Here is a 26683-nt window from a genome sequence, read left to right as displayed (position 1 = left end):
GTCCGCCCTCGAAACCGGCGAGCGATCGGAAGTATCCGAGCCGTCGGGGATTTTTCTCACGCCGAGGCGTCGGCCACGACGTCTCGGACCTGCGTGGCCCCGTCCAGGACGGCGGCCACGGCCCGCGAAAATTCCGGCGTGCGCAAATAGCCGTAGGATTTGTGCGGGTTGCGCCCACCGCGGGGGCGGCGATAGGCGTTGATCACCGGACAATCGACCACGCGCACACCGTCCGGATTCGGCGCGTAGGCCTCTCCGAGGTCGGTGCCGACGGTCGCCACGTCGTCGCGGTCGCCGAGATGGGTCCAGCGCGCCACCGCGCTCGGCACCCGCAGGTCGCCGTGCTCGGCCGTGATCCTGTGCTTGATCTCGGCGAGCCCCAACGGCGAGCCCAGGGTGACGAGATGCACGACCCGCGGGCGCGGTCCCTGGCGCTCGGCGAGCCGCAGCACGTCGTAGGCGATGAGCCCGCCCATCGAGTGGGCGGCGAGCATCAGGCTGCGGCCCTGGTAGCGCTCCAGCACCGCGCGCAGGCGATCACGGGCATCCGCGCGGAAGGCCGCGTCCTTGTAGTAGCCCCACAAGTCGTCGAGGCGGTACTCGATGAAGGCGTCGTCCACGACGAGGCGGCCAGTCTTCTCCTGCATCCATTCGAGGGCGCGGTAGAACCGGTCGGTCAGGGTCGGCCCCGGCGGCGCGCCGTTCGGGCTCGGAAACGGCTTGCGGCCGCGGGCCGCGTAATAGGGCTCGCGGTTGCGCGCGGGTGTCAGAGGCGCGTCGTAGCGCAGGTCGGCCCAATAGACGAATTCGAAGGGTACGCCCGGCGGCTCACGCCCGAGATTGCGCTTGAGCCCCTCCTCGATCGCTTGGCGCCACCATGCCGCCTTCTCCTCCCGCGGCGGCTTGTTGGCCAGCCCATGGATGCCGATGATGACCGGATCGTCGTGCATCGTGGGAGAGGCGGAACCTTCGCGCGCGCCGCGGACATGCGGCGGTCGCAAGAAATAGCGCGCGGGCCGGATCGGGCCTGCGCGACAAATTGCGCACCATCCTCTTGCGCGAAATGCCCTGGCGGCGGAAGGCGCCGCTCAGGCGCCCATCTTCTCCATCAGGGCATCGGACAGGGAGAAGTTGACGTAGACGTTCTGCACGTCGTCCTGGTCCTCGATCACCTCGACGAGGCGGATCAGCTTCTCGCCGGTCTCGTCGTCGACATCGATCGCGTTCTGCGCCTTCCAGATCAGGCCGGTGCGCCGCGGCTCGCCGAAGCGGGCCTCCAGCGCCTTCGAGACCTCGCCGTAGGCCTCCTGGGCGCAGGTGACCTCGTGGCCGTCCGCATCGGAGCGCACGTCGTCGGCACCCGCTTCGATGGCGGCTTCCAGCATCGTGTCGGCGTCGGCGACCTCGGGCGGGAAGGCGATCACGCCGACCCGGTCGAACATGAAGGCGACCGCGCCGGTCTCGGCGAGGCTGCCGCCGGACTTGGTGAAGGCCGAGCGCACGTCGGAGGCCGTGCGGTTGCGGTTGTCGGTCTGCGCCTCGACGATCAGCGCGGCGCCGCCGGGGCCGTAGCCCTCGTAGCGGATCTCCTCGTAGTTCTCGCCCTCGCCGCCGGTCGCCTTCTTGATGGCGCGCTCGATGTTGTCCTTGGGCATGTTCTCGGCCCGCGCCGCGAGCACGGCGGCGCGCAGGCGCGGGTTCATCGCCGGATCGGGCGTGCCGAGCTTGGCCGCCACGGTGATTTCGCGGGCGAGCTTGCTGAACAGCTTCGAGCGGACCGCGTCGACGCGGCCCTTGCGGTGCATGATGTTCTTGAACTGGGAATGCCCGGCCATGGCGGGACCTTTTCGGTTTGCCGGGGCGGAGGGCTCCCGCAGGCCGGGATCCTCGACGCCGCGCTCGGCAGGTGTGTCGGGAGCGCCGCTTATAAGGCGCAGCCCGGTCCGTAGGCAACGCATCGGCTTGACGAACCGAGGCCCGTCAGGCATTCACCCCGCGGAATTCGGCCGGGGTGTCCCGGCCTTTTGCGTTTCGCGTGGGCGCCGCCACGATCGCGAATCGTGTCCGACAACCCGCATTGGGAGCGCCAGCCATGGCCAAGGCCGTCACCGTCAAGATCCGCCTCGTTTCGACCGCCGACACGGGCTACTTCTACGTCACGAAGAAGAACTCGCGCACGCAGACCGAGAAGATGGTCATGAAGAAGTATGACCCGGTCGCCCGCAAGCACGTGGAGTTCAAGGAAGCCAAGATCAAGTAAGCGATCCGACACCAAGTCAGCGCTTTGACGAACGAAAGCCGCCGCGCAGACGTGGCGGCTTTTTTCGTTCGGGTCGAGGCGAACCGACCGAGGCCACGCGGCCGCTCGGTCCGAAGGTCGGCACGTCACCTGCGGTCCACCAGACTGCGGCCGTAGCCCTGCGCGCACCGCAAGAGGATCGTCAGGGACGATTCCGGGACGCTGCCATCCGCCGCCCGCACCCAACCCCTTACAACAAGCAACACGGAACCGGACCGATGGCCCTGTTCCGTGCGTCCGGCGGACGCCCGCCGCCCCGCCGTCGCGGGGGGCAATCGGCGATGACTCATGATCATCGCCGATTGGTATTAAAAATTTGTTGCACCTAGCCCTGTCGAGATCTGCGCTATCATGCGAACTCGACAGAAAAACCTTCGCAAAAATTGTGCGGATGCCGGACCGACCTTCGGGAGCGGTGTTGCAGGTAAAGCATAGACAGTCCGATATACGATCCGGTACGACAGCCACGCTTCAACACCAAAAACGGGCTCGTACAATGAAAGCCGTCATCCTGGGGCTGGTCTCCTATACTGCACTGACCCTGGCCGCCTCGGCCGCCGACCTGCCCCGTCGGGCGGCTCCTCCCGTCTTCACCCCGGTTCCCGTCTTCACGTGGACCGGGATCTATGCCGGCTTCAACGCGGGCTATGCCTGGAGCAACGATCGTCTCACGACCCGAGCCCTGGATCCGACCGATCTGGAGGCGTCGGCCGTCATCAACGGTCTGGGTCTCGCTCGCCAGAAGTTCGATGCAGGCGGCTTCACCGGCGGCGCGCAGATCGGATACAACTATCAGCTCACGCCCGGTTCCGGTCTGGTCGTCGGTTTCGAAGCCGATGCCCAGTACACCGACCTGAAGCGTCGGCGCAGCAGCACGTTCCTCGTCGATGAAAGCGCCGACGGAGGCTTCCCGCCGGGGACCGTCACCGAGGCTTCCGCGGTCACGGCGACGAAGCAGCTCAGCTTCCTCGGCACGGTCCGCGGGCGCCTGGGCTATGCCTGGGATCGCGTTCTGGTCTACGGCACCGGCGGCTTCGCTTACGGCCAGACCGATGACCGGTTCACCTTCACCGGGACGTCCACCGACAACAGCCCCGGCGGCGACGGCGTGGAACGCAACAGCATCACCACGCGCCATCGCAAGATGCAGACGGGTTATGCCTATGGCGGCGGCATTGAGTACGCCCTGCCGACCGACAGCGTCCTGAACTTCTTCAGGGCCAACGCCATCACGCTCAAGGTCGAGTATCTCCACTACGACCTCGGCAGCCGCACCCTCGTCGACTTCGGCGTCGTCGCTCCGGTCGATGCCGCGGGTGATGGGCCGTCGTCCCTCGCCAAGATTCGCACCGAGGGCAACATCGTCCGCGCCGGCCTGAACTACAAGTTCGGCTCGTACTGACACGACCGCGCAGAGGACCGCCCCGGATCCGGTGATCCGGGGCGGTCCTCCGGCTTTCGGAAAAAGACGATGCGAGACCAGGGCGTAGAGGATCGTCCTGGATCCGATATCCCGGACGATCCTTAGCGCGTCGGCGCCGTCCGGGCAGTGAGCTTGTTCCCGTCGGGATCCCGAAGATAGGCAACGAAGGACCCGTTCGGGCGCTCGGTGGGCGGGCTCTCGATCGCGGTGCCGCCCTGCGCGGTCCCGGCCGCATGCCACGCGCGGACCTGGTCAGGGCTCGCGGCCATGATGCCGATCGTCCCGCCATTGGCCGCGGTCGCCGGCTTGCCGTCGATCGGCGTCGTGATCATCAGCCGACCGCCCTCATGGACGTAGATCAGCCGGCCTCTGGCATCCATCGCGCCGGGCTCGCCGCCCAAGGCGGCGAAGGTGGCGTCGTAGAAGCCGCGGGCCCGCTCCAGATCGTTGCTGCCGATCATGACATGCGTGAACATGCATCCTCTCCGGAAGGGGGCGGGACGCGCCGGCCGCTCGTGAACGGGGCGAACACGGCAGCCGGCGCGCTCGCACACGGGAGCCGGAACGGCTCGACCGCGGCGATGGGAAACGTCAACGGGCGCGATGCCGCGACAGGATCGCGATCGGCGCGGGCCAGAGATGGGAGTGCCACGGGCGACGGTCAACGACCGCCCACGCCGCAGGATCCGCTCACCGAGCATCCGGGCACGGCGTCGCGCCCGTTTCCGTCGCGATCCCGCTGCGGCTCTCCGCTCTGGTCCTGACGCGTCTTCTTGCGACCCGGTGTCCGCTTCGCCGGAATGCGCTCGGCACCCGCCGCCGCATCGCCTGCCGCCGGAACGATCGGCGCGGGCGCGTCTTCTCCCGTCGCGCCTCTGGCATGGGAGAGTGGAAGTGGACGATGATCGCGTCTGGTCGTTCGAAAAGAGTCTGTGGCAGGGCGGCGCCGACCGCTACCGGGAACTCGTCGACGACGCGTGCCTGATGGCGCTGCCGCACCCGCCCTACGTGCTCGGCGGCGCCGAGGCGATCGCGGCGGTGGCCGACACCCCGCGCTGGGACGAGGTCGCCATCGCGGACGGCCGCATCGCCCGGCCGCAGGAGGGCCTGATCGTCATCGCCTACGGCGTGAAGGCCACGCGCGGGGACGAGACCTACGAGGCCCATTGCACCTCGACCTATCGCCGCCTGTCGCACGAGGAATGGCGCGTGGTGCAGCACCAGCAGACGCCGCGCATCGCCGTGCCGTCCCAGGAGGGATAGAACCTTAAAAAAATCGGTCGCATCAGGGAACCTTTGCGACCTTCGCGCCGAGGGCGACGATCCGCGCCATGCCCGCGCAAGCGAGGCGGCGTAGGGTCGGCCCATGAGCACGCTGCCCACCGCCCTCTTCCCCCTTGGCATCGGCCTGGCCATCGCCTCGGCCGGCTCCGTCCTCGAACGGGTCGGCTACGATCACCCGTTCGAGACGAGCCTCGGCGCGGCCCTCTTCGCCGCCGGGCTGACCCTGCTGGTCACGACGGGCCTGCCCTGGCTCCAGCCGGACTAATCTTCATTTGGCCCTACGGTCCGGCCGCGCTGGCGCGGCTCCCCTCCCCACAAGGGTGAGGAGAAGCGCCCCATTTCTGTTCGCCTTCAAATGCGAGGGGCCGACAGAGAGAGGTGATCAGCCAACCCCTTCAGCAAAAAAACAAAAACGGCGCGCCCAGGGTGGGGCGCGCCGGTCGAGGTGCTCGCGGTCTCAGGAACGAGTCCGGGCAAGGTATGCAATATACCATCTCACGTCCACCGTTCGGGATGACATCCGGCACGATTTCTCACGTTTTCGTGGGCGGCGCGCCCTCCGGGCAGCGCGCCGCGAGGCGATGCAGGGCCGGCGCCGCGGCCTCCTGCGCCGCCCGCTCGACCGCCCGGTAGGCTTCGACCACCTCCGCCCCGAGCGCGGAGAGCCGCGCCCCGCCGCCGGCCCGGCCGCCGGCCTGGGATTCGACGAGCGCGGCGCCGAAGCCGCGGTTCATCGCCTCCACCAGCATCCAGGCGCGCCGGTAGGACATGCCGAGCGCCCGTGCGCCTGCCGTGATCGAACCGTGTTCGGCGATGGCCTCCAACAGCCGCACCTTGCCGGGGCCGAGCCGGTGGTCGGGCCCGAGATCGACGCGGATGCTCAGGCGCGCCACGGACGCGCTCAGTTCTTGGCCAGCGCGTCGGCGAAGGCGACGATGCGGTTGCGGGCGTAGGTCGGCACGCCCGCGCTGATCGAGGAGCCGGTGTTGAACGAGGAATTGCCCATCAACACCTGCACCGGCAGCAGGTTCTTGAGCACCGGCACCCGGGCGTATTCCTGCTTGCGGTCGAGCACGTCGGCCTTGATGGCGAGCGCCATGTAGGTCGTCACCACCGTCCGGTTCGGGTCGTTGGGTGCGGGCTGCATCACCGCCAGGAACTTGCCGAAGCGCAGGATCTGGTTGACCCAGAAGATCGTCTGTTCGAGCCCGCCCGCCACCGGGGTCTCGATGCGGGTCAGCGCAGACAGGTTCGCGGCCTCGGCCGGCGGCAGCACCCGCAGCTCGCTCTGGAACGAGACGAACTCGGCGACCTTCTTGGAGGACCCCAGTTCGAGCTTGTTGGCGAGCTTCACGCCGAGCGGCAGCTTGCCTTCGAGATCGTAGCGCGACTCGATGCAGGCGCCGCCCGCGCCGCACCAGGGCCGGTCGGGGCGCTTGGCGAAGGCGGCGGCCGGGTCCTTGGTCGGCGTGGCGTCCGCGGGCTCCAGCCGCTTGTGGCGGATCACCGGGTCCATCCTGGCCAGGAAGTCGAGGTTGGCATAGGCAGAAAGATCGATGGCCGACGGGGGCTTGGCCACCACGAAGCGCCCTTCCGCGACGTAGACCTTGAGGGTCTCGTGGCGCTGCTTGGTCACGCCGTTGAGGGTCTGGGCGTAGTCCGGCTCGGTGTAGCCGGGCCAGGGCGAGAGGGCGGCGGCCTCCTGGGGCCGGGCCTTCTTCCAGGCCTCGAACGCGATCAGGCCGTTCTCGGGATTGGTCGAGGCGTTCTCGCGGGAATCGCGGAACAGCACCGTGCCGGGCTTGAGCGTTGCCGCGTCCGTGGGGCTGAGCGCCGCCACGTCCTTCACCCGGTCGGAGACGGCCGCCGGCTTCGCGGGCTCCTTGACGGGCTCCTTGGGCGCCTCCTGGGCGAGGGCCGGACCGGCCAGAGCGAGGGCGACGAACAGGGTGGCCGGGTAATGCCTGGGCACAGCGGACCTCGGGAAGACGACAGGGATGAGGAGAAGGCCCGCGTCAGTAGCGCGGGTCGTCGCCGAACAGGTAGTCGGGATCGCGGCGGCGCTGGCGCGCCCGCGGCTGCTCGTCCTCGAAGGGCGAGGAGCCGAACGGCGAGGGATTGGCCTGTCCGTAGCGGTCGCGGCCGGGCCAGGGGCTTTCGGCCTCACGGGCGTCGCGGCGGCCCCAGGGATCGGCGGTGCGATCGGACGAGCGCGGGTCGGCATAGCGCGGATCCGCGTCCGGCCGGTCGCGGCCGAACGGATCGTAGCCGTCGCGCCGTCCGCCGCCCATCAGGTTGCCGAGGATGTCGCCGGCCACATCCGCCCCGTCCTCGGCGCCGGCCCCGTCGCCGTCCTCGGAATCCGGCCGCATGGCGTACATCGTCTCGCGGGGCACCAGCGCGTATTGGGTGTCGGACACGCGCCCGTCCTTGAGGCGGAAATGCTCGATGAAGCCGCCGCCCGCCACCCGCTGGCCGCTGCGGGGCTCGATCGGCAGGTCGGCGATATACGCCTTGGCCTCCGGCGAGGGGGGCGCGAGCGGCGTGCGCGGCACGCCGTTGGCCCAGGCGGCCTGGAAGATCGCCCGCGCGATCGGCACCGCGACATGGCCGCCGGTCTGGCCGCGACCGAGCGTCTTGCGCACGCCGTCGGCGTTGTCGTAGCCGGCCCAGACCACGACCGTGATCTCGTTGGAGAAGCCCGCGAACCACGCGTCGTTCTCGTTCTCCGAGGTGCCGGTCTTGCCCGCCACGTAGGCCGAGACGCCGGACAGGGCCGCGGCGGTGCCGTGCTGGGTCACGCCCTGGAGCATGGTCTTGAGCTGGTAGAACGCGACGCGATCCGCCGAGCCGATCCGCACGGGCGCCTTGGCGGGCCGGGCATAGACCGGCTTGCCGTCGCGCTCGATCGATTCCAGCGCGTAGGCGGAAGGCCGCGCGCCCTCGTTGGCGATGGCGGCGTAGAAGCTCGCCAGATCGATCATCCGCACCGGCTGCGCGCCGAGCACGAAGGGATAGTAGCGCTCGCACTCGGCGTAGAGTTGGGCCTCCAGCGCGATGTCGCAGACCCGTTGCAGGCTCTGCGGCGCGCTCTTGGCGATGCCGCCCTCCAGCAGGCGGGCGGTGACGAGGTTCTTGGAGAATTCCAGGCCGCGCCGGATCGTCGTCGCGCCCGAGCCGCCGCCGTCGTAGTTCTTGGGCGACCACGAGGCGCCGATGCCGCCGATGGGCGGCAGGGTCACGGGGGCGTCCATCACCAGGGTGTTGGGCTGGAGGCCGGCGTTCAGCGCGGCCAGATAGGTCAGCGGCTTCAGGGTCGAACCCGGCTGGCGCACGGTCTGCGTCACCCGGTTGAGCTGGCTCAGGGGGTAGGAAAAGCCCCCGGTCATCGCCAGGATCTTTCCGGTCTTGTTCTCTAGAACGATGGCGGCGCCCTGGACGGACGGGCGCACGCGAAGGTCGGCGCGCAGGCTGCCCTTGCCCTCGCGCAGGCGCACCCGCACGGCATCGTAGAGCTGAAGTTTTGCGCGGGCCGGGCCGGGGTCGAGACTGGCGATGCGGCCGTCGGGCAGGCCGACCCGGATGCCGTTCTTGCCGGTCTGAAGCACGACCGCGAGCGGCCAGCGCAGATCGTAGAGCGGGGCGCGGGCCGTCTCCAGGGCGCGCTGCCATGCGGGTTTTTGCGCCGGCGCCTTCGGCACCGGCAGGGCCTTGGCGCCCTTCACCCCCTTGGGCAGCGGCACCGCGGGCGCGGCTTCGGCAGCCGGCTCCGGCGCCGGGGCGGCGGTCTCGAAGCGCTTCACCGCGTCGGCGAGGTTCAGTTCCGGCCCCTCGTAACGGGCGCGGCCGGTGCCGCGTTCGTAGGTCGAAAGGCCTTCCTGGATCGCGCCCTCGACGGCGCTCTGAAGCCCGGCATTGACCGTGGCGTGGACCGTGTAGGAGGCGTTCGTCAGCGATTCGAGACCGGCGAAGGTGCGGGATTCCCGCGCCAAGTGATCGACGAGGTAGAAGCCGGAATCGCGTCGCGCCGTGTCCGGGGGCTTGATGCCGAGATCGCTCTTCAGCGCCGCGTTCATCTGCTCCTCGGTGATCGCGCCGTCCTCCTTCATGCGGGTCAGCACGTAGGCGCGGCGCTCGCGGGCGCGGTCGGGGTACTTGTCGGGGCTGTAGTAGTTCGGGCCCTTGGGCAGGCCTGCGAGCAGCGCGGCCTCCGGCACGGTGAGTGCGCCGACCGACTTCCCGAACCACGAGCGCGCCGCCATCTCGATGCCGTAGGCGCCGCGCCCGAGATAGATGCCGTTGAGGTAGAGCCCGAGGATTTTGGGCTTGGTCTGGATGCGCTCCAGGCGCGAGGCCACGATCATCTCGCGGATCTTGCGCTCGTAGGTGACGTCGTCGCCGACCGAGAGGTTCTTGACCACCTGCTGCGTGATGGTCGAGCCGCCGGCCGGGCGCCCCGGCGAGGCGAGGTTGCCGACGAAGGCGCGGATCACGCCGCGCTCGTCGATGCCGTGGTGCTGGTAGAAGCGTTTGTCCTCGGCCGCGACGAAGGCCTTCTGCACCAATTCGGGGATGCCCTCGATCGGCACGACGAGGCGGCGCCCGTTCGGCTCGAAGGTCTCGGAATAGGGCTTTCCGGCGGCATCGAGGATCACGCTGGCGCTGGCGAGCTTGATGTCGCGCAAGGCTTCCGCCGAGGGCAGGTCCTTCACGGCGTTGTTGTAGAACGCGATCACCGCCCCGGCCTCGAACGGGGAATTGGCCGGGTTCTCGCCCTTGCAGAACTGCTTGTAGCTCGTGTTCAGCTCGTTGAGATCGAGCCCGTGCAGGATCTTGGGCGCGTTGTCGCCCGCGACCGCGCTCGGGTCCTCCATGGCGGTGGAGATCAGCTCGTCGAGGTTGATGTCCTCGATGTCGAAGCTCTTGCGCATATGCGCGCAGCCGTCGCGCAGGATGCGCACCACCTCCGGCCCGTCCTTGCCCGGGTCGAATTGCGTGCGCACGGCATCGGGCCGCGTCGTGACCTGGCTCAGCGTCAGCGCGGTCGCGAACAGCTTGATCAGGATGGCGTTCATCGAGCCTGCGCGGGAACCCGGAGCGAGCGGGCCTCAAACGCCCGAAGCGCCGATCATGCGGCGCACAACGCGGCTGATTTATGATGAAGCACGACCTGTCCCCTCCCCCTTGCGGGGAGTGGTTCGGGGTGGAGGTGGTTCAGGATCGAGCGGGGCGGTGCCTTCTGCACCACCCCCACCTCCTACCTCCTCCACACAAGGGGGAGGAGAATGCCCGTCGTGCTTACGGCGCCATGTCCGGCACGGCCTTCACCACGCCGCCCGTGGTCTCGGCGGCGGGGGCGCTCACCGGGATCGTGACGGCGGCGGGCTTCGGCGGCGGGGTGAGCTGCAGGTGCTCGCTGGTATAGGCCAGCTCCTCGTAGGCCTTCTGCGGGTCGGCGTTGAGCTTGGTGCCGTAGCTCGGGACGATCTTGCGGATCTTGTCCTGCCACTCGGCGCTCTTCACGCGATCCGCGAACACCTTCTCCAGCACGGAGAGCATGATCGGCGCGGCGGTCGAGGCGCCGGGCGAGGCGCCGAGCAGCGCCGCGATGCTGCCGTCCTTGGCCGCGACCACCTCGGTGCCGAGCTTGAGCACACCGCCCTTCTCCGGGTCGCGCTTGATGATCTGCACCCGCTGTCCGGCCTGAACGAGGCGCCACTCGTCCTTCTTGGCGTTGGGGAAATACTCGCGCAGGGCCTGATAGCGGTCCTCGTCGGAGAGCATCAGCTGGCCGGCGAGGTACTCGACGAGCGGGTACTGATCGACCCCGACGCGCACCATCGGCCAGACGTTGCTGGTGGTGGTGGAGGTGAGCAGATCGAAATACGAGCCTTCCTTGAGGAACTTGGTCGAGAAGGTCGCGAACGGCCCGAACAGGATCACGCGCTTGCCGCCGAGCACGCGGGTGTCGAGGTGGGGCACCGACATCGGCGGCGAGCCGACCGAGGCCTTGCCGTAGGCCTTGGCGAGGTGGCGCAGGGCCACGCTCGGGTTCTCGTTGACGAGGAACGAGCCGCCGACCGGAAAGCCGCCGTAATCGGCCGCCTCGGGAATCCCAGAGGCCTGGAGCAGGTGCAGCGCGCCGCCGCCCGCGCCGATGAACACGAACTTGGCGTCGACCGTCTGGCGCGAGCCGTCCTTGAGGTTCTTCGAGGTGATGCGCCAAGTGTTGTCCCGGTTGCGCTCGATGCTCTCGACCTCGGTCGAGACCCGCAGCGAGAAGTTCGGGCGGGCGGCCAGCGAGGCGACGTATTGGCGGGTGATCTCACCCCACTCGACGTCGGTGCCGGTCGGCGTCCACGTGGCCGCGATGGTCTGCTTCGGGTCGCGCCCCTCCATCATCAGGGGGACCCACTTGTTCAACTGCTCGGGGTCGGTCGAGTATTCCATCCCGGCAAAGAGCGGGCTGGCCTTCAGCGCCTCGTGGCGCTTCTTGAGGTAGGCGATGTTCTCGTCACCCCAGACGAAGCTCATATGCGGGGTCGAATTGATGAAGGAGCGCGGGTTCTTCAGCACGCCCTGCTGCACCTGCCACGCCAGGAACTGGCGGGTGACCTGGAACGCCTCGTTGATCTCGACCGCCTTCTCGATCTTCACGTTCCCCTTCGAATCCTCGGGGGTGTAGTTCAGTTCGGCGAGCGCCGAGTGACCGGTGCCGGCATTGTTCCAGCCGTTGGAGCTTTCCAGCGCGACGCCGTCGAGCCGCTCCAGCATCTCCATCGACCAGCCGGGCTCGAGTTCGCGCAGCCAGACGCCGAGCGTCGCGCTCATGATGCCGCCGCCGATCAGCAGCACGTCGACCTTACGGGCCTCGCCCGCGGCAAAGAGCGGGCCGCCGGGCAAGGTGCTCACGGCCGCGCCCGCGAGCGCGCCGCCGATCAGCTGCCGACGGTTCATCGGCAAGGTGCGCGACACGGAGCGCGGCTCGGAACGATCGTGCATGGAAAAAGCCCCATTTGGGAGTCTGCGGCCGCCACGCCGGTTATTTTTCATTTTATTTTGAGTGTGGCTCAAAATTTATTTGGCCTGTTCCGCTAGCGCGCGGAGCGCCCAGCCGGCAGCGATATGTCAGCATAGCTGCCATGCTTCGATCGCCGGCTCGGCCGGCTGCGGGGCACGGAGAAAGGAAAACAATCAGCCGAAGCGACGCTTCAGGCGCCGCCAGCCGATGACGAGACCGGTGACCGCCACGAGGAAGCCCGCCGAGAGCCAGAGGCCCATCACGACATCCCAGGCCGGACGGGGCAGCCGCGCGAAGTCGAGGGTGTGCAGGCCGTTGAACAGCCAGCGCGACACCCGGTTCGAGCGGTCCATCCGCCCGAGGATTTCGCCGGTGTCGGGATCGAGATGGATCCAGGTCGCGGCCGGGTCGGCGAAGACGGCGCGGAGCACCGGGAGCGGGCGCGTCTCCCGGTCGCCGTACCAGTAGGCATCCTCGCGTTCGATCCGCTCGAGGCGCGGAGCCCCCTCCCCCGGCATCAGACCGGCGAGGGCGTGGGCAAGCCTGTCCGGATTCGGCGCGGCGCTGCCGCAGCAGGGGCGCGGCGGGGCCTGCCCGCACAGCGCGCGCGCCACCGGCACGCCGGCGGCGCGGGTGAAGCGGATCTCCTTCAGATCCGGGCAGATGCGGGTGGCCTCGGCCGGATCGAACCGGAACGGCGCCGCCTCCGTCCCGGCATAGCGGGCCAGGGCGGCGGCGTCGGGCAGGGCCGGCGAGAACCAGCGGTTCGGGTTCATCGACAGCCAACCGCTGACGATGAAGGTCAGCAGCGCGGTGCCGCCGATGAGGCCGCCGAGATGGTGCCACGCCGCGAAGCCGCGATAGGGCGTGGTCCGCCCGGTGGCGTAGCGGGGCTTCAACCGGAGCCGCGACAGGCCGAGGATGTATCCGCTCACCGCCACCGCGATGGCGATGCCGGAGACCCACAGGACCACGTCGCGCCACAGGGCGGGCTCGGCCCGAAGCGGCGTGAGGTAGATCCAGTGCGGCACCGCGCCGAGCCAGTTCCAAAACCGCTCGGAGGCCGTGGTGTCGAGGACGACCTCGCCGGTGCGCTCGGACAGGTACAGGCGGGTGCCGGCGGCGTCGCCGAGGGCCACGAGGCGGAACGGGCGCAGCGGGTTGAAGCGCTGCGGCACCGTCCACTGGTCCCACGTCACGGCGCCGAGATCCTCGACGGCGCGGGCGGCGGGGTGGTTTTTTGCGACTTCGAGGAGGAGAGCGGGATCGCCCCCCGCGATCGCCCGGCCGTCGAGCGCGGAGACCGTGATGCGCGTGCCGTCCAAGGCGCTCACCCGGTACACCGGCGCGTCGCCCAGCATACCGAGATCGATGCGAGCGGGCGGCCCCGAAAACTTCGCGGCGGCGAGCGCCGCATCGGGGCCGATCATCCCGGGCGGGAGCGCCAGCGGCGGCAGCACGGCCCGCCGTTCGGCCTCGCTCAGGCGCGGGAAGCCGACATACATCATCACCGCGCCGGACAGGAACCAGACGGCGAAGACCAGGGCGAAGACGATCCCGAGCCAGCGGTGGCCGAGGAGGAGCCAGCGCAGGGCGCGCTTGCCGAAATTGCTCAAGGTGACGTCGATGAAGGAGGCATCGGAAGCGGGCGCGCCGCCGCCGGGGCCATAGACCATCCGGCCGTCCGTGGGGAGGGCGGCCGCCGGAGGATCAGCGGAGCAGCTGGAGGATGCCCTGCTGCGCCTGGTTGGCCAGCGACAGCGCCGAGATGCCCAGCGACTGGCGGGTCGAGAGCGCCTGGGAGTTCGCCGCCTCCTCGTTGAGGTCGGCGTTGGTCAGGTTGGCCGCGCCGGTATCGAGGATGTTGACGAGGCGCTTGGTGAAGTCCTGCCGGTTCTGCACCACCGAGAGGTTCGAGCCGTAGGTGGAGCTCGCCGCCCGCAGGGTGTCGGACGCCGTGCCGAGGCTGGAAAGCGTCGTCTTGATGTCGGTGTTGAGCAGGAAGTTGCCCTTGCCGTCGGGGGTCGCCCCCGAATCGCCCACAATGGTCTCGAGGCCGAGGCCGTCCGAGGTCAGGTCCTGGCCCTGGATGTCGAGGTTGGCCGTGTCCTTCTCGTTGAAGGCGATGTGCAGCTTGTTCGACGGATCGCCGTTGGCGATCAGGTTGACGCCGTTGAAGCTCGCATCCTTGGCCAGCTGCGTGATCTGGATCAGGAGGCTGTTGAACTGCTCGCCGAGCTTCTTGCGGCTCTCCACGCCGGCGACGGTCAGGTTCGGGCTCTGGCTGATGACGTCGTTGCCGGTTCCGTAGCGGTCGGCCGTGGTGGTGGAGCCGGCGTCGAAGCCCAGATTGGTCTGATCGGCGGCGGTCTTGAACTCCACGTCGGCGCTGGCGTTCAGCACGATCTTCTTGCCGCTCGTGTCCTTCGAGAACATCGTCCCGCCGGCGGCGGTGTTGAGCGAGGCGATCGCCACGTCGATCGTGTCGGTGGCGGTCAGCGTCGCGGTCTTCAGGTCGCCGTTGACGTAGAACGAGATGGTGTTGGCGGACGGCGCGAACTCGGTCGAAGCGGTGCCGGTGGTGGTGATCTGGGTCGACAGCGCCTGGTTGGCGGTGGACTTGGCCGAGTCGATCAGCTTCTGGATCGAGGTGATGCCCTGGTTGGCCGCCTGGATCGTCTGCACGCCGTTCGAGATCGAGTCGAGCAGGCCGCTGAGATCGCCCGAACGGCTGGTGAAGGCCTGGGCGGTGAAGAAGTTGACCGGGCTGTCCAGCGCCGACGACACCTTGAGGCCGGTGGCGAGGCGGTTCTGCGTGGTCGAGGTGAGGGCAGAGGTGTCCTGCAGCGAGAGCAGGTTCTGGCGGGTCGCGGCGGAGAGAGTGACGCTGGAGGACATGACTGGCTACCCGTTCGAGGCGCATGCCTAACCGGCATTAAGGTTAATTCACCACGAACGGGTTTCCGGCAGGTTAACGCCGCGTTTTCCCTAACGAATTTCTTCGTCCTAAAACACGAACACGGCCGGAGCGGGACTCCGGCCGTGTTCGTGTTCCCCTGAGGAGGAGCACTCCCCCGTACCGAAGCACGGGAGAGCGTTGATGGGATCAGCGGAGCAGCTGGAGCACGCTCTGCTGCGCCTGGTTGGCCAGCGACAGCGCCGAGATGCCCAGCGACTGGCGGGTCGACAGCGCCTGGGAGTTCGCCGCCTCGACGTTGAGGTCGGCGTTGGTCAGGTTGGACGCGCCGGTGTCGAGAACGTTGATCAGGTTCTTCGAGAAGGTCTGACGGTTCTGCACCACCGAGAGGTTCGAGCCGAAGGTCGAGCTCGCCGCCCGCAGGGTATCCGTCGCGCTGCCGAGCTTGGTCACCGTCGTCTTGATGTCGGCGTCGAGCAGGAAGTTGCCCGTGCCGGTGGCGCCGGCGGTGATCGAGGTGAGGCCGAGGCCGTCCGCGGTCAGATCCTGGCCCTGGATGTCGAGGTTGGCCGTGTCCTTCTCGTTGAAGGCGATGTGCAGCTTGTTGCTGTCGTCACCGTTCGAGATCAGGTTGACGCCGTTGAACGTGGCGTCCTTCGACAGCTGCGTGATCTGCGTCAGCAGGCTGTTGTACTGCTCGGCGAGCTTCTTGCGGTTGTCGACACCGGCGACGGTCAGTTCGCTGGCCTGGGCGACGGTCGTGTTGCCCGTGCCGTAATCGGGAGGCGTACCGGTGCCGGCGGTGAAGCCGAGCGCCGTCTGGCTGCCGGTGTCGGCGAACTCGACGTCGGCGCTGGCGTTCAGGACGATCTTGTCGCCCGTCTTGTCCTTGGAGAACATCTTGCTGCCGGCCGCCGTGTTGAGGGCGGTGATGGCGTCGTCGATGGTCGAGCCCGCGGCGATGTTCGCGGTCTTGGCCGTGCCGTTGACGTAGAGGTTGACCGTGCTGGCGGCGGTGCCGTCGAAGTCGGTCGAGGCGGTGCCGGTGGTGGTGATCTGGGTCGACAGCGCCTGGTTGGCGGTGGACTTGGCCGAGTCGATCAGCTTCGAGATCGAGGTGATGCCCTGGTTGGCCGCTTGGATCGCCTGGACGCCGTTCGAGATCGAGTCGAGCAGGCCACCGAGATCGGCCGAACGGTTGGACAGGGACTGGGCGGTGAAGAAGTTGACCGGGCTGTCCAGCGCCGACGACACCTTGAGGCCGGTGGCGAGGCGGTTCTGCGTGGTCGAGGTGAGCGAGGCGGTGTCCTGCAGCGAGAGCAGGTTCTGGCGGGTCGAGGCGGAAAGGGTGATGCCGGAGGACATGGGGGCGATCCTATTGGGTCTGAAAGCCGTCGTTTTGGCGGCTCCCCGATATTTCACCCTCCGCCTTGCCGAGACCTTAATCCGATCGATGCATTCGCCGTGTATTGGTCCGCCAATGGCAAGTCGGACCGCGGCGATTGCCGCGATGGTTAACAAAACTTCGCATTCGACCACACCTCTCGACTGATTAAGGAAAAGCGAACCATGCCTCTGCGCATCGAACTGAAGCCCAACGAGCGGCTGATCATCAACGGCGCCCTGATCCGCAACGGCGACCGGCGGTCGGTGTTCATGATCGAGAACCAGTGCAAGTTCCTGCGCGAGAGCGAGATCATCTTCGAGGCGGAGGCCGACACGGCCGCCAAGCGTCTGTGCGTGACGCTTCAGCTGATCTACCTCGCCGACAATCCGGCCGAGGCCGACGACCTGTTCGTGCGGCAGGCCAACCAGATCCTGGAAGCAGCCCCGAGCATGGCTCCCTACATCCTGGCGATCCAGGACGAGCTGTCCGCCCGGCAATATCACAAGGCGGTCAAGCGCGGCCGCGACCTCGTCGCCTACGAGCGCAGCCTGCTCGCCCATCTGGCGAAGCCGGAGGACGGACGACAGGAATAGAACAGCGGTCCGGCAAGGTTTCATCGGACCGCCGGGGGACGCCGCGTCCGCGGGCCCCTACATACATTGCGGCGCCCCGAGACGGACGCCCGTAGTCTCGCCGCCCGACGATGTCCCGGAGTGAAGGATCGATGGCGGGGACGGCGGAAACGTGGATCGAGGTCCGAGCGGTAGAGCGGACCCTGGACCCGACGAGCGGCAGCGACCGCATGCGGGTGCGCTTCGAGTACGGGTCCGAGGGCGGCATCCTGTGCGAGTGGGCGATCTGGCTTCCCGACGAGGGCGGATTCGACGCGGCGGTTCGCCTCGCCCGAGAGGAGTTGCAGCGGATCAGCGCCCTCATGGCCCTGGAGCAGCTCGTCGAGCCGTCCTAGAGCATCGTCCTGGACATCAGATCCAGGACGATGCTCTACGCTATTGGGCCGCATCGGCTTTTTTCCGAAAGCCGGTTCCCGCCTTTCGGGCCGATGCTCCAGCGCGACGCCCGACCGCGTTGGGTCGGGACGCATCTCTAAGCTTTTGTCCTGCCGCGCTTTCTTTCGACGAACCGGCAATCCAGGTCGTCGGAACGCACTCGAGCGGCAGGCCGGAATCGAGTGTGTTCGCCGATCCCTGTGGGCGCATCGAGACGAGATCACGCCGTTCTATTGCCGAGACAGCGGCATCAATATAGATTTCGACCAATGCCGGACCTTGACCGTCCAGGCTCAAACCTATGTTGAAGCCTCCTCGCCTGCCGGCGCATCCGACGAGGCCTGTCGAGGGGTGATCGTCCGATGGCAGAACCGAGTCCATCCCCGGAACGGCTCTCCGAAGTGTCCCGGCTGGCCGGCGAACTGGCCGACCGGATCCTCTTGGAGAGCGAAGTCGGCCCGCCCTCGGCCGCGAAGGTGACGGCGCTCGGCGAAGCCGTCCACCTGCTGGAGGCCTGCCACCATCCGATCCCCAACCTCGTGACCGACGTGCTGAGCCGGCTTCACGCCGATCCGGAAGCCGAGGGGCCCGCGGCGGGCTCCTCGGCCGAGGAACCCGGTGCGGCGGCCTCGCCCGGCCGCAGCCGCTTCATTCCGCGCTTTCTCCGCTCCCGGCGAGGTTCCTGAACATCGTCCCATCGAAGCCCGAAGGTCTTTGTATGATGTCATACAAAGACCTTCGGGCAAAAAATCCGTTTTGTTCCCTGCCCGGCCGATCACATATCTGTCGATGGGTGCGTAACTTTGCGTCGTTGACCGCATATCGAAGTTGCCGCACCCCGTGGAACGACCGCCGACGCTGTCGGATTGAGAGGCGAGCCGGCCCCCGTGGGGCGCACCCGCGGGATTTTCGAGACCATGCCCTCCTCGCCCGAGAAGCCGAAGACGCCCGGCAAGAACCCGTCGGTGTCCGGCAGCGGCCCGTCCGGCGTCGTCGATCAGCACCACGACATCTTCTTCGCCGCCGTCGAGACGACGCGGATGCCGATGATCGTCACCGACCCGCACCAGCCGGACAATCCGATCATCTTCGCCAACCGCGCCTTCGTGCGGATGACCGGCTACACGGTCGAGGAGCTGGTCGGCTCGAATTGCCGCTTCCTGCAGGGGCCGGACACTGATCGCGACACGGTGGCCGAGGTGCGTGAGGCCATCGCCGAGCACCGCGAGTTCGCAACCGAAATCCTGAACTACCGCAAGGACGGCTCCTCGTTCTGGAACGCGCTGTTCGTCAGCCCCGTGTTCAACCGGCAGGGCGATCTGGTCTACTTCTTCGGCTCGCAGCTCGACGTCTCGCGTCGGCGCGACGCCGAGGAATCGCTCTATCAGGCGCAGAAGATGGAGAGCCTGGGGCAGCTCACCGGCGGCATCGCGCACGACTTTAACAACCTGCTCCAAGTGGTCTCCGGCCACAACGAGGTGATCCTGGCCCAGTTGGAGCGACCCGAGATCGATCCCGCACGCCTGCGCCGGGCCGGCGAGGCGGTGCGGGCGGCGACCGACCGGGCCGCCAAGCTGACGCACCAGCTCCTCGCCTTCTCGCGCAAGCAGCGGCTGGAGGGGCGACTGCTCAACCTCAACGGCCTCGTCGAGAGCATGAGCGAGATGACCGGCACCACGCTCGGCGAAACGATCGTGCTCAGGACCGTGCTGGCGCCCGACCTGTGGACCACCCGCATCGACCCGACCCAGGCCGAGGTCGCGCTCCTCAACGTGCTGATCAACGCCCGCGACGCGATGCCGGACGGCGGCACCGTGACGGTGCGAACCGAGAACCTGCTGATCGAGGACGAGGACGTCGCCCTCTACAAGACCGTGCCGCGGGGCGCCTACGTGGTGATCTCGGTCACCGATACCGGCACGGGCATGCCGCCCGAGATCCTGACCCGCGTCATGGAGCCGTTCTTCACGACGAAGGGCGAGGGCAAGGGGACCGGGCTCGGGCTCGCCATGGTCTACGGCTTCGCCAAGCAGTCCGGCGGCTCGGTCAAGCTCTATTCCGAGGTCGGCCACGGTACGACCGTGCGCCTCCTGTTCCCGGCCTCCGACCAGAAGGTCGAGGACGAGCGCGCCCCGACCCAGCGCGCCGCCGACCGGCACGGCACCGAGACGGTGCTCGTCGTCGACGACCGGCCCGACGTGGCGGCGACCGCCGGCACGATCCTGGAGGATTTCGGCTACAAGGTCACGATCGCCGACGGACCGAAGGCGGCCCTCGAAATCCTCGATGGCGAGGCCCGGATCGACCTCCTGTTCACCGATCTGATCATGCCCGGCGGCATGAACGGGGTGATGCTGGCCCGCGCCGCCCGCGAGCGTCAGCCCAAGATCAAGGTGCTGCTCACCACCGGCTATGCCGAGGCCTCGCTGGAGCGCACCGATGCGGGCGGGACCGAGTTCGAGATCATCAACAAACCCTACAAGCGCATGGAGCTCGCCCGCCGGGTGCGCCGGGTCATCGACGGGCCGACCGGCGTCGGCTAGCCGGAGGGGATGCTCGGCCGCATCCTCCTCGTCGTCCTCGCCCTTCTAATGGCAATCCCCGCCGGCGCTCTGGCGCTTCTCGGCGGGGTGCTGCTCGACCCCGCCCTGCGCGAAGCGTTCGGCCGCCTGGGGCTCGCCGGGCTTTTCACCGGTCTCGCCGACCTTGCAGCCGGCGTGCCGCCGGACCTGGCGGCGTCGATGCTCGCCTTCCTGGCCCAGGCGCTCGCCCTCCTCGTGGTGGTGCCCCCGATCCTGACGGCGCTCATCGGCGAGACGTTCGGCCTGCGCTCGGCCCTCTGGTACGGCGGCGTCGGCGCCGGGCTGACGGCGGCCCTGCCCTGGCTCGCCCGCGGCGCGGCGCTCCCGCCCGCGGGGCCGGCGGCGGCGGCACGGCTCTCCGCGATCCTGCTCGCGACGGGAGCCGCGTCCGGCCTGACCTATTGGCTGATCGCCGGCCGCAGCGCAGGCACTCGTCCGAGCGCTCCCTGACGCATTTTTAGGGTGGACAGCCGCCCGCCAACCCTTAGAACCAGGGGGCGCGTCGCTCCGCGAGGCCCCGGTTCGCCGGGGCACCGGCCGGAGTCCCCGGCGCGGGCGTAGTTCAGTGGTAGAACGTCAGCTTCCCAAGCTGAATGTCGTCGGTTCGATCCCGATCGCCCGCTCCAACGCACTTGCTGAAGCGTCAGCCGATTTCAGAAATATCGGCCTCTCGGGCCGGCGCATCTCACAGCAGCGTCTCACTTTCAGAGCCGGAGTGCGGTTCGACACGCCGCATCCGACGGCGTTCGCGGGCCCGGGCGCATCCGCGCCGACGGCTCACGGCAGCCCAGATCGGACACCCAATCGACAGAGCATCGAACTCTCGAGCAATTGCAAATGGCAAATGGTGACTGAATTATCGTTTCATTACGGCCACCGGATAGATTTATTTATATATAAATCGATTATATTGACTATACGGAAACAAAATTATACATGAAGGAGCGGAAAACGGGGAACTCAACCTTTCGACGGAAAGATACCGTTGATGCGCAGCACGAAATCGCCGCTCAATCCGGACCAAAGCTCCGGGGCGAGGACGGCATCACCGTTCGTCCAGCGCCATGTTCGTCCCTCCTGTTCCTCAAGCTCGTGGAATCCGATCGACAGGGCTGGATCGGCGATGTCGATGTTCCGAACCGAACCGCCCGCCTCGACCGTCATCCGCGTGATCAGCAGGCCGAGCGTGCGGATGTCGGGCGGCGCAGCCGCCATGATGCTCGAAACGAGCCGGACGGATCGGGCCGAGGCCGGCACGGAGAAGCACAGCTCGTCGGTCGAGACATGCCCGGCTCTCACCGTCCCGTCGATGACGAGATGCGGGCTCTCCAGGGCGGGCGGGCAGGCCTCCACGGTGCCGTCCGAGGCCGGCACCCCGACCGCGACGGGAATGACGGCCGCGCCATGCTGGCGCGCCGGATCGAACCAGGCACTCCCTTCCTCGACGAGATCGACGGCGAGCGAGAGCTGTCCGGCGCGGTGCGGCGCCTTGACGGTCAACCCGAGTGTGACGGTTTCTCCCGGGGCGATTCGCGGCAGGAGGCTGCGTCCGTCGGTCGGCTGAAGCATCTGCCCCGACGAATCGACCCAGTAATTTCCCAGCATCAGGCCGGACCGCTCGGTCTCATGCCAAGCGTAGGCACTGCCGTTGCTCACGGCGACTTCGATCGTCAGCGTCTGCCCGGCCGCCATATGCGTCGGCGGCGAAGCGAGCGTGACGCTGGCGCGGCGGCCCTCCGCCGGCAGGTGAAGCGGAGATCGAGCCAGGGCGGCCGCGCAGGCCTCGGCGAGCGCCGTGGCGGTCCGAGCGACGTGGGGCGCATCGAAGAGCTCCCGGTAGGCCGCACCGGGTACGGCGACCGCCGCCACCGCGCCGTATCGCCTGTTCCAGGCCCGAGAGGGTTCGTGGAATCGCCGGTACGGGCTCGAGAAATGGCTGTCCTGTCCGTAGAGGAAGAGAACGGATCCGGGATAGGGCCGAAGCCTAAACCCCCAGTCCATCAGCGTCAGCAGCGGCACGTCGCGCTCCCGTCGCAGCAGATGTTCCGCGACGGCTTGGGCGATGATGCCCCCCTGACAGGTGCCGGCCAGCAGAACCGGCCCTTCCGGATGGATCGCCTGCAGATCGGCGGCGTAGCGGAGCGCGAAGGCCTGGACCGCATCCTCCTGCTGCGCGGCAACCATGTGGCCGGATCGAAAGCCGTGGACCGGCTGATCCGGTCCCAGCGCCTTGGCCAAGTCCCTCAGCTCGAATTCGACCTGACACACGAAGAAGATCGGCGGCTTGGATCCGTCGATGTTGAAGCTGACCATCAGCCTGTCTTCGGTCAGGCGACGGCCGTGCCACGTCTCCACGAAGACGAGCAGATCCCGGTGCTGGCGGGCCGTCAGCGGCCACAGGTCGGGCGTGCCTTCCGGTTCCCCGGCGGGTGCGGGGGCTTCGTCCAGAAGCGCTACGAGCCCGGCGAGCGTCGGGCGCCGGTAGAAGGCGCGCGGGTCGAGGGTGACACCGAAGGCCTCGCTCAGGCGGGAGAACAGCTGCAGGGACCGCATCGATTCGCCGCCGAGCGCATAGAAATCCGCGTCCGGGTCGGTGGCGCTGCCGGGTCCGAGGACGGCTTCCCAGAGGCGGGCGATGCGCGCAGGCGCTTGCCCGGATGCGACGGGCTCCGCGGCCGTCGTCCGGCCGCCCGGCGGCGGGACGGTCACGTGCAACGCGAGGCGATCCGCGAGGGCGTGCCGGCTGATCTTGCCGGTCGCGGTCGTGGGGATGTCGGCGGTGGGAATCTGCACCACCGCCTCGACGGCAAGGCCGAACGCATGGCCGACGGCTTCGCGGACCGCGCGGACGACGGGCTCGGGAAGCGTACCGGGATCCGGACCGGCGACGGCGACCACGAGGCGCTCGGCCGGCCCGTCATCGTGGCGAACCGAGCAGGCATAGGCCCGGCGGTTCGGGAGCGCGGCGTCCAGGGCCTCGTCGATCGCCGCGAGCGAGACCTTGCGGCCGTTGACCACGAGGATGTCCTTGGTCCGGCCCTGAAGCACCAGCCGTCCGTCGTCCAGGAACCCCGTATCCTCGGTGCGCCACCAGCCGTCCGCCGTGAACCCCCTCGTATCGAGGTGCCCGCAATCCCAGTATCCCGAGAAGAAGGAGCCGTCGCAGCTCACTTCGATGTTCCCGGTCCGTCCGGCCGGGACGAGCCGACCGGCCTCGTCGAGGATGCGGATCGCGACGTTCGGTGCGCAGGGACCGAGCACGGCGGCGTTGTGCCGACCCTCTCCACAGGCAAGAGGATCGGCGCCCGCCACGAGGACGCCCGTCTCCGTCGTTCCGTAGCCCGCCCGCACCGAGCGCGGCGGCGCACCGAAGCGTTGCAGCATCGCGTCGAGACGCCGGACCGTGGAGAGCTGAACGGTTTCGGCCCCTAACGAGACCTGCTTCAGCCCACGCAGATCCCAGGTTTTATCCGCCCCCTCCCTCGCCGCGAGGATCATTTCGGCCAGGGTGTTGGTGAGGCCGGCATCCGACGCCCGGAACTGCGCCAGCACATCGAGGAAGCGCTCGGGCCTTCGAACGAGGACACTCATCGGCAGGCGAACCCAATCGGGCCGCTGCAGCAAAGCGCATCGCATGCCGGTCGTACTGTCCAACGGAAACACGCTGACATGGGCCCGGCTTGTCTCGGAGGGCGCTCGCACGGTGAAGGCGCGGTAGAGAAGCGCCCTTTGGCTCAGGGCGACGAGCTTGATCTGCCCGGTTGTGCCGGAGGTCGGGAGCAACAGGACCGTATCGGCCGGCGCAGCTGCGTCGGTGAACGGCGGCGTTGTCTCGATCCCCTCCGGATCGAGACAGGGGCAGTGCGCCAGCTCCGCCCGCGCGATGTCCCGGAAACCCGCATCCGCGATCACCACCGCCGGTGAAGCGCGGGTAAGGGCGAGCGTGAAGGCGGAAGCGTTCCCCCTGGTGCGAAGCGCGTCCGCCGCGCTCATCAACGGAACGGCCGTGTGGCCTGCCCGCAGGCAGGCCCAGAAGGCCGGGATGAAATCCAGTCCGTCGTCGGTGAGGAGAGCGATGGGACTGCCCGGCGGAAGGCCGAGCGCCGTCAGCGCGGCGGCGATGCGGCCGGACCGCGACCACAACGCCGCGTAGCTCTCCGCGCGGACGCCGTCGTCGCCGATGCTGGAGAACCGGGCTTCCGCGGCGCGCGCCACGCGCGCCGCGAGCGCTTCGGTGAGGGTCATCCCCTCATAAGGGTCGAGGTTGGCCTGCGGGCCCTGAGCGAAGCTGAGGGCCGGATCGCCTGTCACCACCGCTCAGTCCACCTCGAGGCTGGCCGCCGCCTCGTCGAGAAGACGACGCCCCAGATCCGTGAGATGGCCGCTCTCCTGCAGCGTCACGAATCCCTTAGCGAAGTCGGCCCGGGCCTTGTCGAGCTGATCGCCGAGGTCGGCCCGCTCGTCGCGGGCCAGGCCGCACGCGCCCGCCAGCATGGCCCGGAAGGCGTAGCCCATGCGGGCGCAGACGAAGGTGGCGTGATAGACCCCAATGATCGGTCTCGGATCGCGTCGCAGCGGAGAGGCGAAGCGCGCATCGAGGGCATTCGCGACGACCGGCTCCCGGCAGGACAGGGCGAAAAGCACCTGATGAGCGCTCTCGTGCACGAGGCCCGCGGCGATCTCCGTACGGGTTCGGTGCAGAGCCACATTGAGGAACACCGCGCCCCAGAGCATGAACGAGGATGCGCCACCGAACGAGCGCGGCCCCTCCGGGTTGTCGGATGCTCCGACGATGCGGACGACGCACGAGCGTAGTTCGGCCGCAAGGTCGGAATCGGCCGCAGCGATCAGCGCGAGTGCGGCCGGCACTCCGGCGGAGAAGGCGGCCCAGTCCTCTTTTACGGGGGCTCGGACAAGCCCGCTCCCTGTCTGTCCAGGGCTCAGCCAGCGTTGGTAGCGTTCAGCCTCCGGCCCGAAATCGCGCTCGCCGAAGGGCAGAACCGCGAAGGCCGCCGCCCCGCGGGACCGATCGGCGATTTCGCGATAAAGACGTTGTGCCTCGTCCCGTTGGCCGCGCTGAAGCGAGAGAACGAGTTCGTAGTAGCGGGCGAAGACCGTAGGGTCCAAGCGATGCTCACGGACGTCGCGATCGACCTGGATCGGATCGACTCCGGAGCCTTCGAGAAGGCTCGCGGCATTCGAGGCGACGTACGCCAAGCTTGCCGCGAGCTCTTCTCTGACGATGTGATCGTGATCGAGTCCTGCCGTCGGACGAAACAATTCGACACTCGCCAATCAGATCGGCGGCGATCGTTGCATCGCCGCCGGACAGCAGAAAAAATCGAAGTTTACCTTACGGGGAGGGAGGGGGCGTCTCACCGATCTTCACGTGCGCGGCGTCGAGTGCGGCCGCCATCTCTTCTTCGCTGGCGCCGACCCCTTCGAGATCGCGAAAACCGAGGAGCTGGCGCAGATCGAGAAGCGTCGCTTGGCCGCCGACGATCTCGGCCTCATCCTGAACGCGGTTGGGCTGCATATGAACGGTCCCCTCAGTGAAGAAGCTCGACCGTTTCTGAAAATGCTCGCGATGTCAAGGAAGACGCAGCTTGCGGCGCCCGAATCGACGGCAAATCAAATGGTTTGCACGCTCATGATGCAGCAAAAGCGCACCGACATTCACGGCAATGATTTACTCTCGTGATATTTTTCGAAATTCCTAACCGGCAGCCCTATCGCTCAAGATCAAGCCGATATCGATTTCAAATCGGTCCGAATTCATATCAGGAAAAATCAAGAGGCAAGGCAATCTTGCCAGCAACTGTCGCAAGATTGCCTTGGCGCCCTCGCGCCCAAAGATGAAATCGGCGGCGGGAGGAAGTTTCGTGGAATATTCTGGGACGCTCCGGATTTGGCCGAGCTACGACCCTGCGAACCTCGAAATTGAACCCTGTATTTCAAATCGCCCCAGCGATGCAGGCAAATGAGCGATATGAATTTGCCGATTGATAGATATTTTAGCGGACGCAAGGCATCAGATTCACAACCTGCACGACGCGCGGCCACGGCCCCGCGCTAGACCGGAGGGCACGTCCTTCAGGACGGCGGCAAGGGAAACCGGTTCGACGGAACAGGCTTCTCCGGCAAAGCCGTGAAGGGTGCGGCGCGAAGCGTCCCTGAGCAGCGGCATGACGAGGTCGGGCGCGGGCGCGCTCGGCCGCCTGCAACGATTGTGTGACGGCAATCGTTAGGCGTCACGCTCAAGCGATGATGCGGGAGCGTGAGGAGCGCCACTCATGTCCGTCACGACCATTCTGCTGATCCTGCTCATCCTTCTCGCGTTCGGCGGTGGCGGCTTCCTCGGCGGCGGAGCCTATCGTGGACCCGGCTTCGGATTGGGCGGCATTCTGCTCATCATTCTCATCGTGCTGCTCGTGACCGGACGAATCTGACACCAAGCGGCGATGATCCTGACGCATCGCCGATTGGCCCCGCGACGGTGGGGCGACGGGCGTCCGCCGGACGCACGGAACGGGACCATCGGTCCGGTTCCGTGCCGCTTGGTCTGAGTCGTCCGCTCAGGCTGCGAGACCGATCGGTCTCATCGATGCAGGACCGGGACGTCTCCCCCGGGACCGACCGCATCGGCATCCGCGACATGGCGCAGGAGGTCCGCGCCCGGTCGGATCGATGACGGGTCATCCTCATGACGGAGCTTTCCGGCATTGAGGATGCGGGACTGCGCCGCGGTCTCGCGCACCCGCCT

Annotated in this window: 23 protein-coding genes and 1 tRNA gene; 12 read left to right on the top strand and 12 right to left on the bottom strand. The window is 67.9% G+C overall.

What is annotated here, in order from left to right:
* Positions 1-56: 56 nt before the first annotated feature.
* A complete protein-coding gene (locus BM140_RS07115; RefSeq protein ID WP_091943486.1) occupies positions 57-950 on the bottom strand; it encodes a lipase family alpha/beta hydrolase in 894 nt (297 codons plus the stop codon).
* A gap of 138 nt (positions 951-1088) precedes the next feature.
* Positions 1089-1835 carry a YebC/PmpR family DNA-binding transcriptional regulator gene (locus tag BM140_RS07110; RefSeq protein ID WP_091943484.1) on the bottom strand — a complete coding sequence of 249 codons (747 nt, stop codon included), beginning with the start codon at positions 1833-1835 and terminating at the stop codon, positions 1089-1091.
* A 257-nt stretch (positions 1836-2092) separates the two neighbouring features.
* On the opposite strand from BM140_RS07110, the gene rpmG reads away from it, so the two are divergent.
* Positions 2093-2260 carry a 50S ribosomal protein L33 gene (rpmG, locus tag BM140_RS07105; RefSeq protein ID WP_003602581.1) on the top strand — a complete coding sequence of 56 codons (168 nt, stop codon included), beginning with the start codon at positions 2093-2095 and terminating at the stop codon, positions 2258-2260.
* Between the two features lie 535 nt (positions 2261-2795).
* The gene (locus BM140_RS07100) at positions 2796-3701 is read left to right on the top strand and encodes an outer membrane protein (RefSeq protein WP_091943482.1); all 906 of its coding nucleotides are present in this window, start codon (positions 2796-2798) and stop codon (positions 3699-3701) included.
* 122 nt (positions 3702-3823) lie between these two features.
* On the opposite strand, the gene BM140_RS07095 is transcribed toward BM140_RS07100, so the two are convergent.
* Positions 3824-4198, bottom strand: coding sequence for a VOC family protein (locus BM140_RS07095; RefSeq protein WP_091943480.1), 375 nt, complete (start codon positions 4196-4198; stop codon positions 3824-3826).
* A 418-nt stretch (positions 4199-4616) separates the two neighbouring features.
* Here BM140_RS07095 and BM140_RS07090 point away from each other — a divergent pair, with 418 nt between their 5' ends.
* The gene (locus BM140_RS07090) at positions 4617-4985 is read left to right on the top strand and encodes a DUF4440 domain-containing protein (protein ID WP_091943478.1); all 369 of its coding nucleotides are present in this window, start codon (positions 4617-4619) and stop codon (positions 4983-4985) included.
* Between the two features lie 103 nt (positions 4986-5088).
* The gene (locus BM140_RS07085) at positions 5089-5271 is read left to right on the top strand and encodes a hypothetical protein (RefSeq protein WP_091943476.1); all 183 of its coding nucleotides are present in this window, start codon (positions 5089-5091) and stop codon (positions 5269-5271) included.
* Positions 5272-5539: 268 nt separating this feature from the next.
* Here BM140_RS07085 and BM140_RS07080 read toward each other — a convergent pair whose 3' ends face one another.
* The 7 genes from BM140_RS07080 to BM140_RS07050 form a co-directional block, all read right to left on the bottom strand.
* Complete coding sequence (locus BM140_RS07080; RefSeq protein WP_091943473.1) at positions 5540-5899, bottom strand: winged helix-turn-helix domain-containing protein; 360 nt, start codon at positions 5897-5899, stop codon at positions 5540-5542.
* Positions 5900-5907: 8 nt separating this feature from the next.
* A complete protein-coding gene (locus BM140_RS07075; protein ID WP_091943471.1) occupies positions 5908-6978 on the bottom strand; it encodes a hypothetical protein in 1071 nt (356 codons plus the stop codon).
* A 43-nt stretch (positions 6979-7021) separates the two neighbouring features.
* Positions 7022-10081: a penicillin-binding protein 1A gene (locus BM140_RS07070; protein WP_091943469.1), complete on the bottom strand. Its 3060-nt coding sequence runs from the start codon at positions 10079-10081 to the stop codon at positions 7022-7024.
* A 223-nt stretch (positions 10082-10304) separates the two neighbouring features.
* The gene (mqo, locus tag BM140_RS07065) at positions 10305-12008 is read right to left on the bottom strand and encodes a malate dehydrogenase (quinone) (RefSeq protein WP_165616412.1); all 1704 of its coding nucleotides are present in this window, start codon (positions 12006-12008) and stop codon (positions 10305-10307) included.
* A gap of 192 nt (positions 12009-12200) precedes the next feature.
* The gene (locus BM140_RS07060) at positions 12201-13703 is read right to left on the bottom strand and encodes a PepSY domain-containing protein (RefSeq protein WP_091943467.1); all 1503 of its coding nucleotides are present in this window, start codon (positions 13701-13703) and stop codon (positions 12201-12203) included.
* Positions 13704-13737: 34 nt separating this feature from the next.
* Complete coding sequence (locus BM140_RS07055) at positions 13738-14925, bottom strand: flagellin N-terminal helical domain-containing protein (RefSeq protein ID WP_091943465.1); 1188 nt, start codon at positions 14923-14925, stop codon at positions 13738-13740.
* 208 nt (positions 14926-15133) lie between these two features.
* Positions 15134-16309, bottom strand: a complete 1176-nt coding sequence (locus BM140_RS07050) for a flagellin N-terminal helical domain-containing protein (RefSeq protein WP_091943463.1) — start codon at positions 16307-16309, stop codon at positions 15134-15136.
* A 204-nt stretch (positions 16310-16513) separates the two neighbouring features.
* On the opposite strand from BM140_RS07050, the gene BM140_RS07045 reads away from it, so the two are divergent.
* From BM140_RS07045 to BM140_RS07020, 6 genes are all read left to right on the top strand, one after another.
* Positions 16514-16924 (top strand): flagellar biosynthesis repressor FlbT, encoded by a 411-nt coding sequence (locus tag BM140_RS07045; protein WP_091943461.1) that lies wholly within the window; start codon positions 16514-16516, stop codon positions 16922-16924.
* 131 nt (positions 16925-17055) lie between these two features.
* Positions 17056-17298 (top strand): hypothetical protein, encoded by a 243-nt coding sequence (locus BM140_RS07040; RefSeq protein ID WP_091943459.1) that lies wholly within the window; start codon positions 17056-17058, stop codon positions 17296-17298.
* Between the two features lie 441 nt (positions 17299-17739).
* On the top strand, positions 17740-18024 hold the full coding sequence (locus BM140_RS07035; RefSeq protein ID WP_091943458.1) for a hypothetical protein: 285 nt from the start codon (positions 17740-17742) through the stop codon (positions 18022-18024).
* Positions 18025-18255: 231 nt separating this feature from the next.
* Positions 18256-19881 carry a hybrid sensor histidine kinase/response regulator gene (locus tag BM140_RS07030; RefSeq protein WP_091943800.1) on the top strand — a complete coding sequence of 542 codons (1626 nt, stop codon included), beginning with the start codon at positions 18256-18258 and terminating at the stop codon, positions 19879-19881.
* Positions 19882-19890: 9 nt separating this feature from the next.
* Entirely contained in the window at positions 19891-20370 is a 480-nt protein-coding gene (locus BM140_RS07025) for a hypothetical protein (RefSeq protein ID WP_091943457.1), read from the top strand.
* A 101-nt stretch (positions 20371-20471) separates the two neighbouring features.
* Positions 20472-20546 (top strand) — tRNA-Gly (locus tag BM140_RS07020).
* A gap of 334 nt (positions 20547-20880) precedes the next feature.
* Here the strand turns inward: BM140_RS07020 and BM140_RS07015 are convergent.
* Entirely contained in the window at positions 20881-24231 is a 3351-nt protein-coding gene (locus tag BM140_RS07015) for an AMP-binding protein (RefSeq protein WP_131803756.1), read from the bottom strand.
* Between the two features lie 6 nt (positions 24232-24237).
* Positions 24238-25137 carry an aKG-HExxH-type peptide beta-hydroxylase gene (locus BM140_RS07010; RefSeq protein ID WP_165616411.1) on the bottom strand — a complete coding sequence of 300 codons (900 nt, stop codon included), beginning with the start codon at positions 25135-25137 and terminating at the stop codon, positions 24238-24240.
* A gap of 172 nt (positions 25138-25309) precedes the next feature.
* On the opposite strand from BM140_RS07010, the gene BM140_RS25345 reads away from it, so the two are divergent.
* Together BM140_RS25345 and BM140_RS07000 are read left to right on the top strand one after the other, a co-directional pair.
* Entirely contained in the window at positions 25310-25621 is a 312-nt protein-coding gene (locus tag BM140_RS25345) for a hypothetical protein (protein WP_131803754.1), read from the top strand.
* A 592-nt stretch (positions 25622-26213) separates the two neighbouring features.
* Positions 26214-26369 carry a DUF3309 domain-containing protein gene (locus BM140_RS07000; RefSeq protein ID WP_091943448.1) on the top strand — a complete coding sequence of 52 codons (156 nt, stop codon included), beginning with the start codon at positions 26214-26216 and terminating at the stop codon, positions 26367-26369.
* Positions 26370-26683 lie beyond the last annotated feature (314 nt).

Origin of the sequence: Methylorubrum salsuginis (genome assembly GCF_900114375.1) — a bacterium.
Lineage (GTDB): Bacteria > Pseudomonadota > Alphaproteobacteria > Rhizobiales > Beijerinckiaceae > Methylobacterium > Methylobacterium salsuginis.
This window is presented reverse-complemented; position numbering and strand designations above follow the sequence as displayed.

Excerpts from the sequence above, each read along its gene's own strand:
- BM140_RS07115 (WP_091943486.1), bottom strand. The coding sequence starts at position 950 with ATGCACGACGATCCGGTCATCATCGGCATCCATGGGCTGGCCAACAAG.
- BM140_RS07110 (WP_091943484.1), bottom strand. The coding sequence starts at position 1,835 with ATGGCCGGGCATTCCCAGTTCAAGAACATCATGCACCGCAAGGGCCGC.
- rpmG (WP_003602581.1), top strand. The coding sequence starts at position 2,093 with ATGGCCAAGGCCGTCACCGTCAAGATCCGCCTCGTTTCGACCGCCGAC.
- BM140_RS07100 (WP_091943482.1), top strand. The coding sequence starts at position 2,796 with ATGAAAGCCGTCATCCTGGGGCTGGTCTCCTATACTGCACTGACCCTG.
- BM140_RS07095 (WP_091943480.1), bottom strand. The coding sequence starts at position 4,198 with ATGTTCACGCATGTCATGATCGGCAGCAACGATCTGGAGCGGGCCCGC.
- BM140_RS07085 (WP_091943476.1), top strand. The coding sequence starts at position 5,089 with ATGAGCACGCTGCCCACCGCCCTCTTCCCCCTTGGCATCGGCCTGGCC.
- BM140_RS07070 (WP_091943469.1), bottom strand. The coding sequence starts at position 10,081 with ATGAACGCCATCCTGATCAAGCTGTTCGCGACCGCGCTGACGCTGAGC.
- mqo (WP_165616412.1), bottom strand. The coding sequence starts at position 12,008 with ATGCACGATCGTTCCGAGCCGCGCTCCGTGTCGCGCACCTTGCCGATG.
- BM140_RS07060 (WP_091943467.1), bottom strand. The coding sequence starts at position 13,703 with ATGGTCTATGGCCCCGGCGGCGGCGCGCCCGCTTCCGATGCCTCCTTC.
- BM140_RS07055 (WP_091943465.1), bottom strand. The coding sequence starts at position 14,925 with ATGTCCTCCAGCGTCACTCTCTCCGCCGCGACCCGCCAGAACCTGCTC.
- BM140_RS07050 (WP_091943463.1), bottom strand. The coding sequence starts at position 16,309 with ATGTCCTCCGGCATCACCCTTTCCGCCTCGACCCGCCAGAACCTGCTC.
- BM140_RS07045 (WP_091943461.1), top strand. The coding sequence starts at position 16,514 with ATGCCTCTGCGCATCGAACTGAAGCCCAACGAGCGGCTGATCATCAAC.
- BM140_RS07040 (WP_091943459.1), top strand. The coding sequence starts at position 17,056 with ATGGCGGGGACGGCGGAAACGTGGATCGAGGTCCGAGCGGTAGAGCGG.
- BM140_RS07030 (WP_091943800.1), top strand. The coding sequence starts at position 18,256 with ATGCCCTCCTCGCCCGAGAAGCCGAAGACGCCCGGCAAGAACCCGTCG.
- BM140_RS07025 (WP_091943457.1), top strand. The coding sequence starts at position 19,891 with ATGCTCGGCCGCATCCTCCTCGTCGTCCTCGCCCTTCTAATGGCAATC.
- BM140_RS07000 (WP_091943448.1), top strand. The coding sequence starts at position 26,214 with ATGTCCGTCACGACCATTCTGCTGATCCTGCTCATCCTTCTCGCGTTC.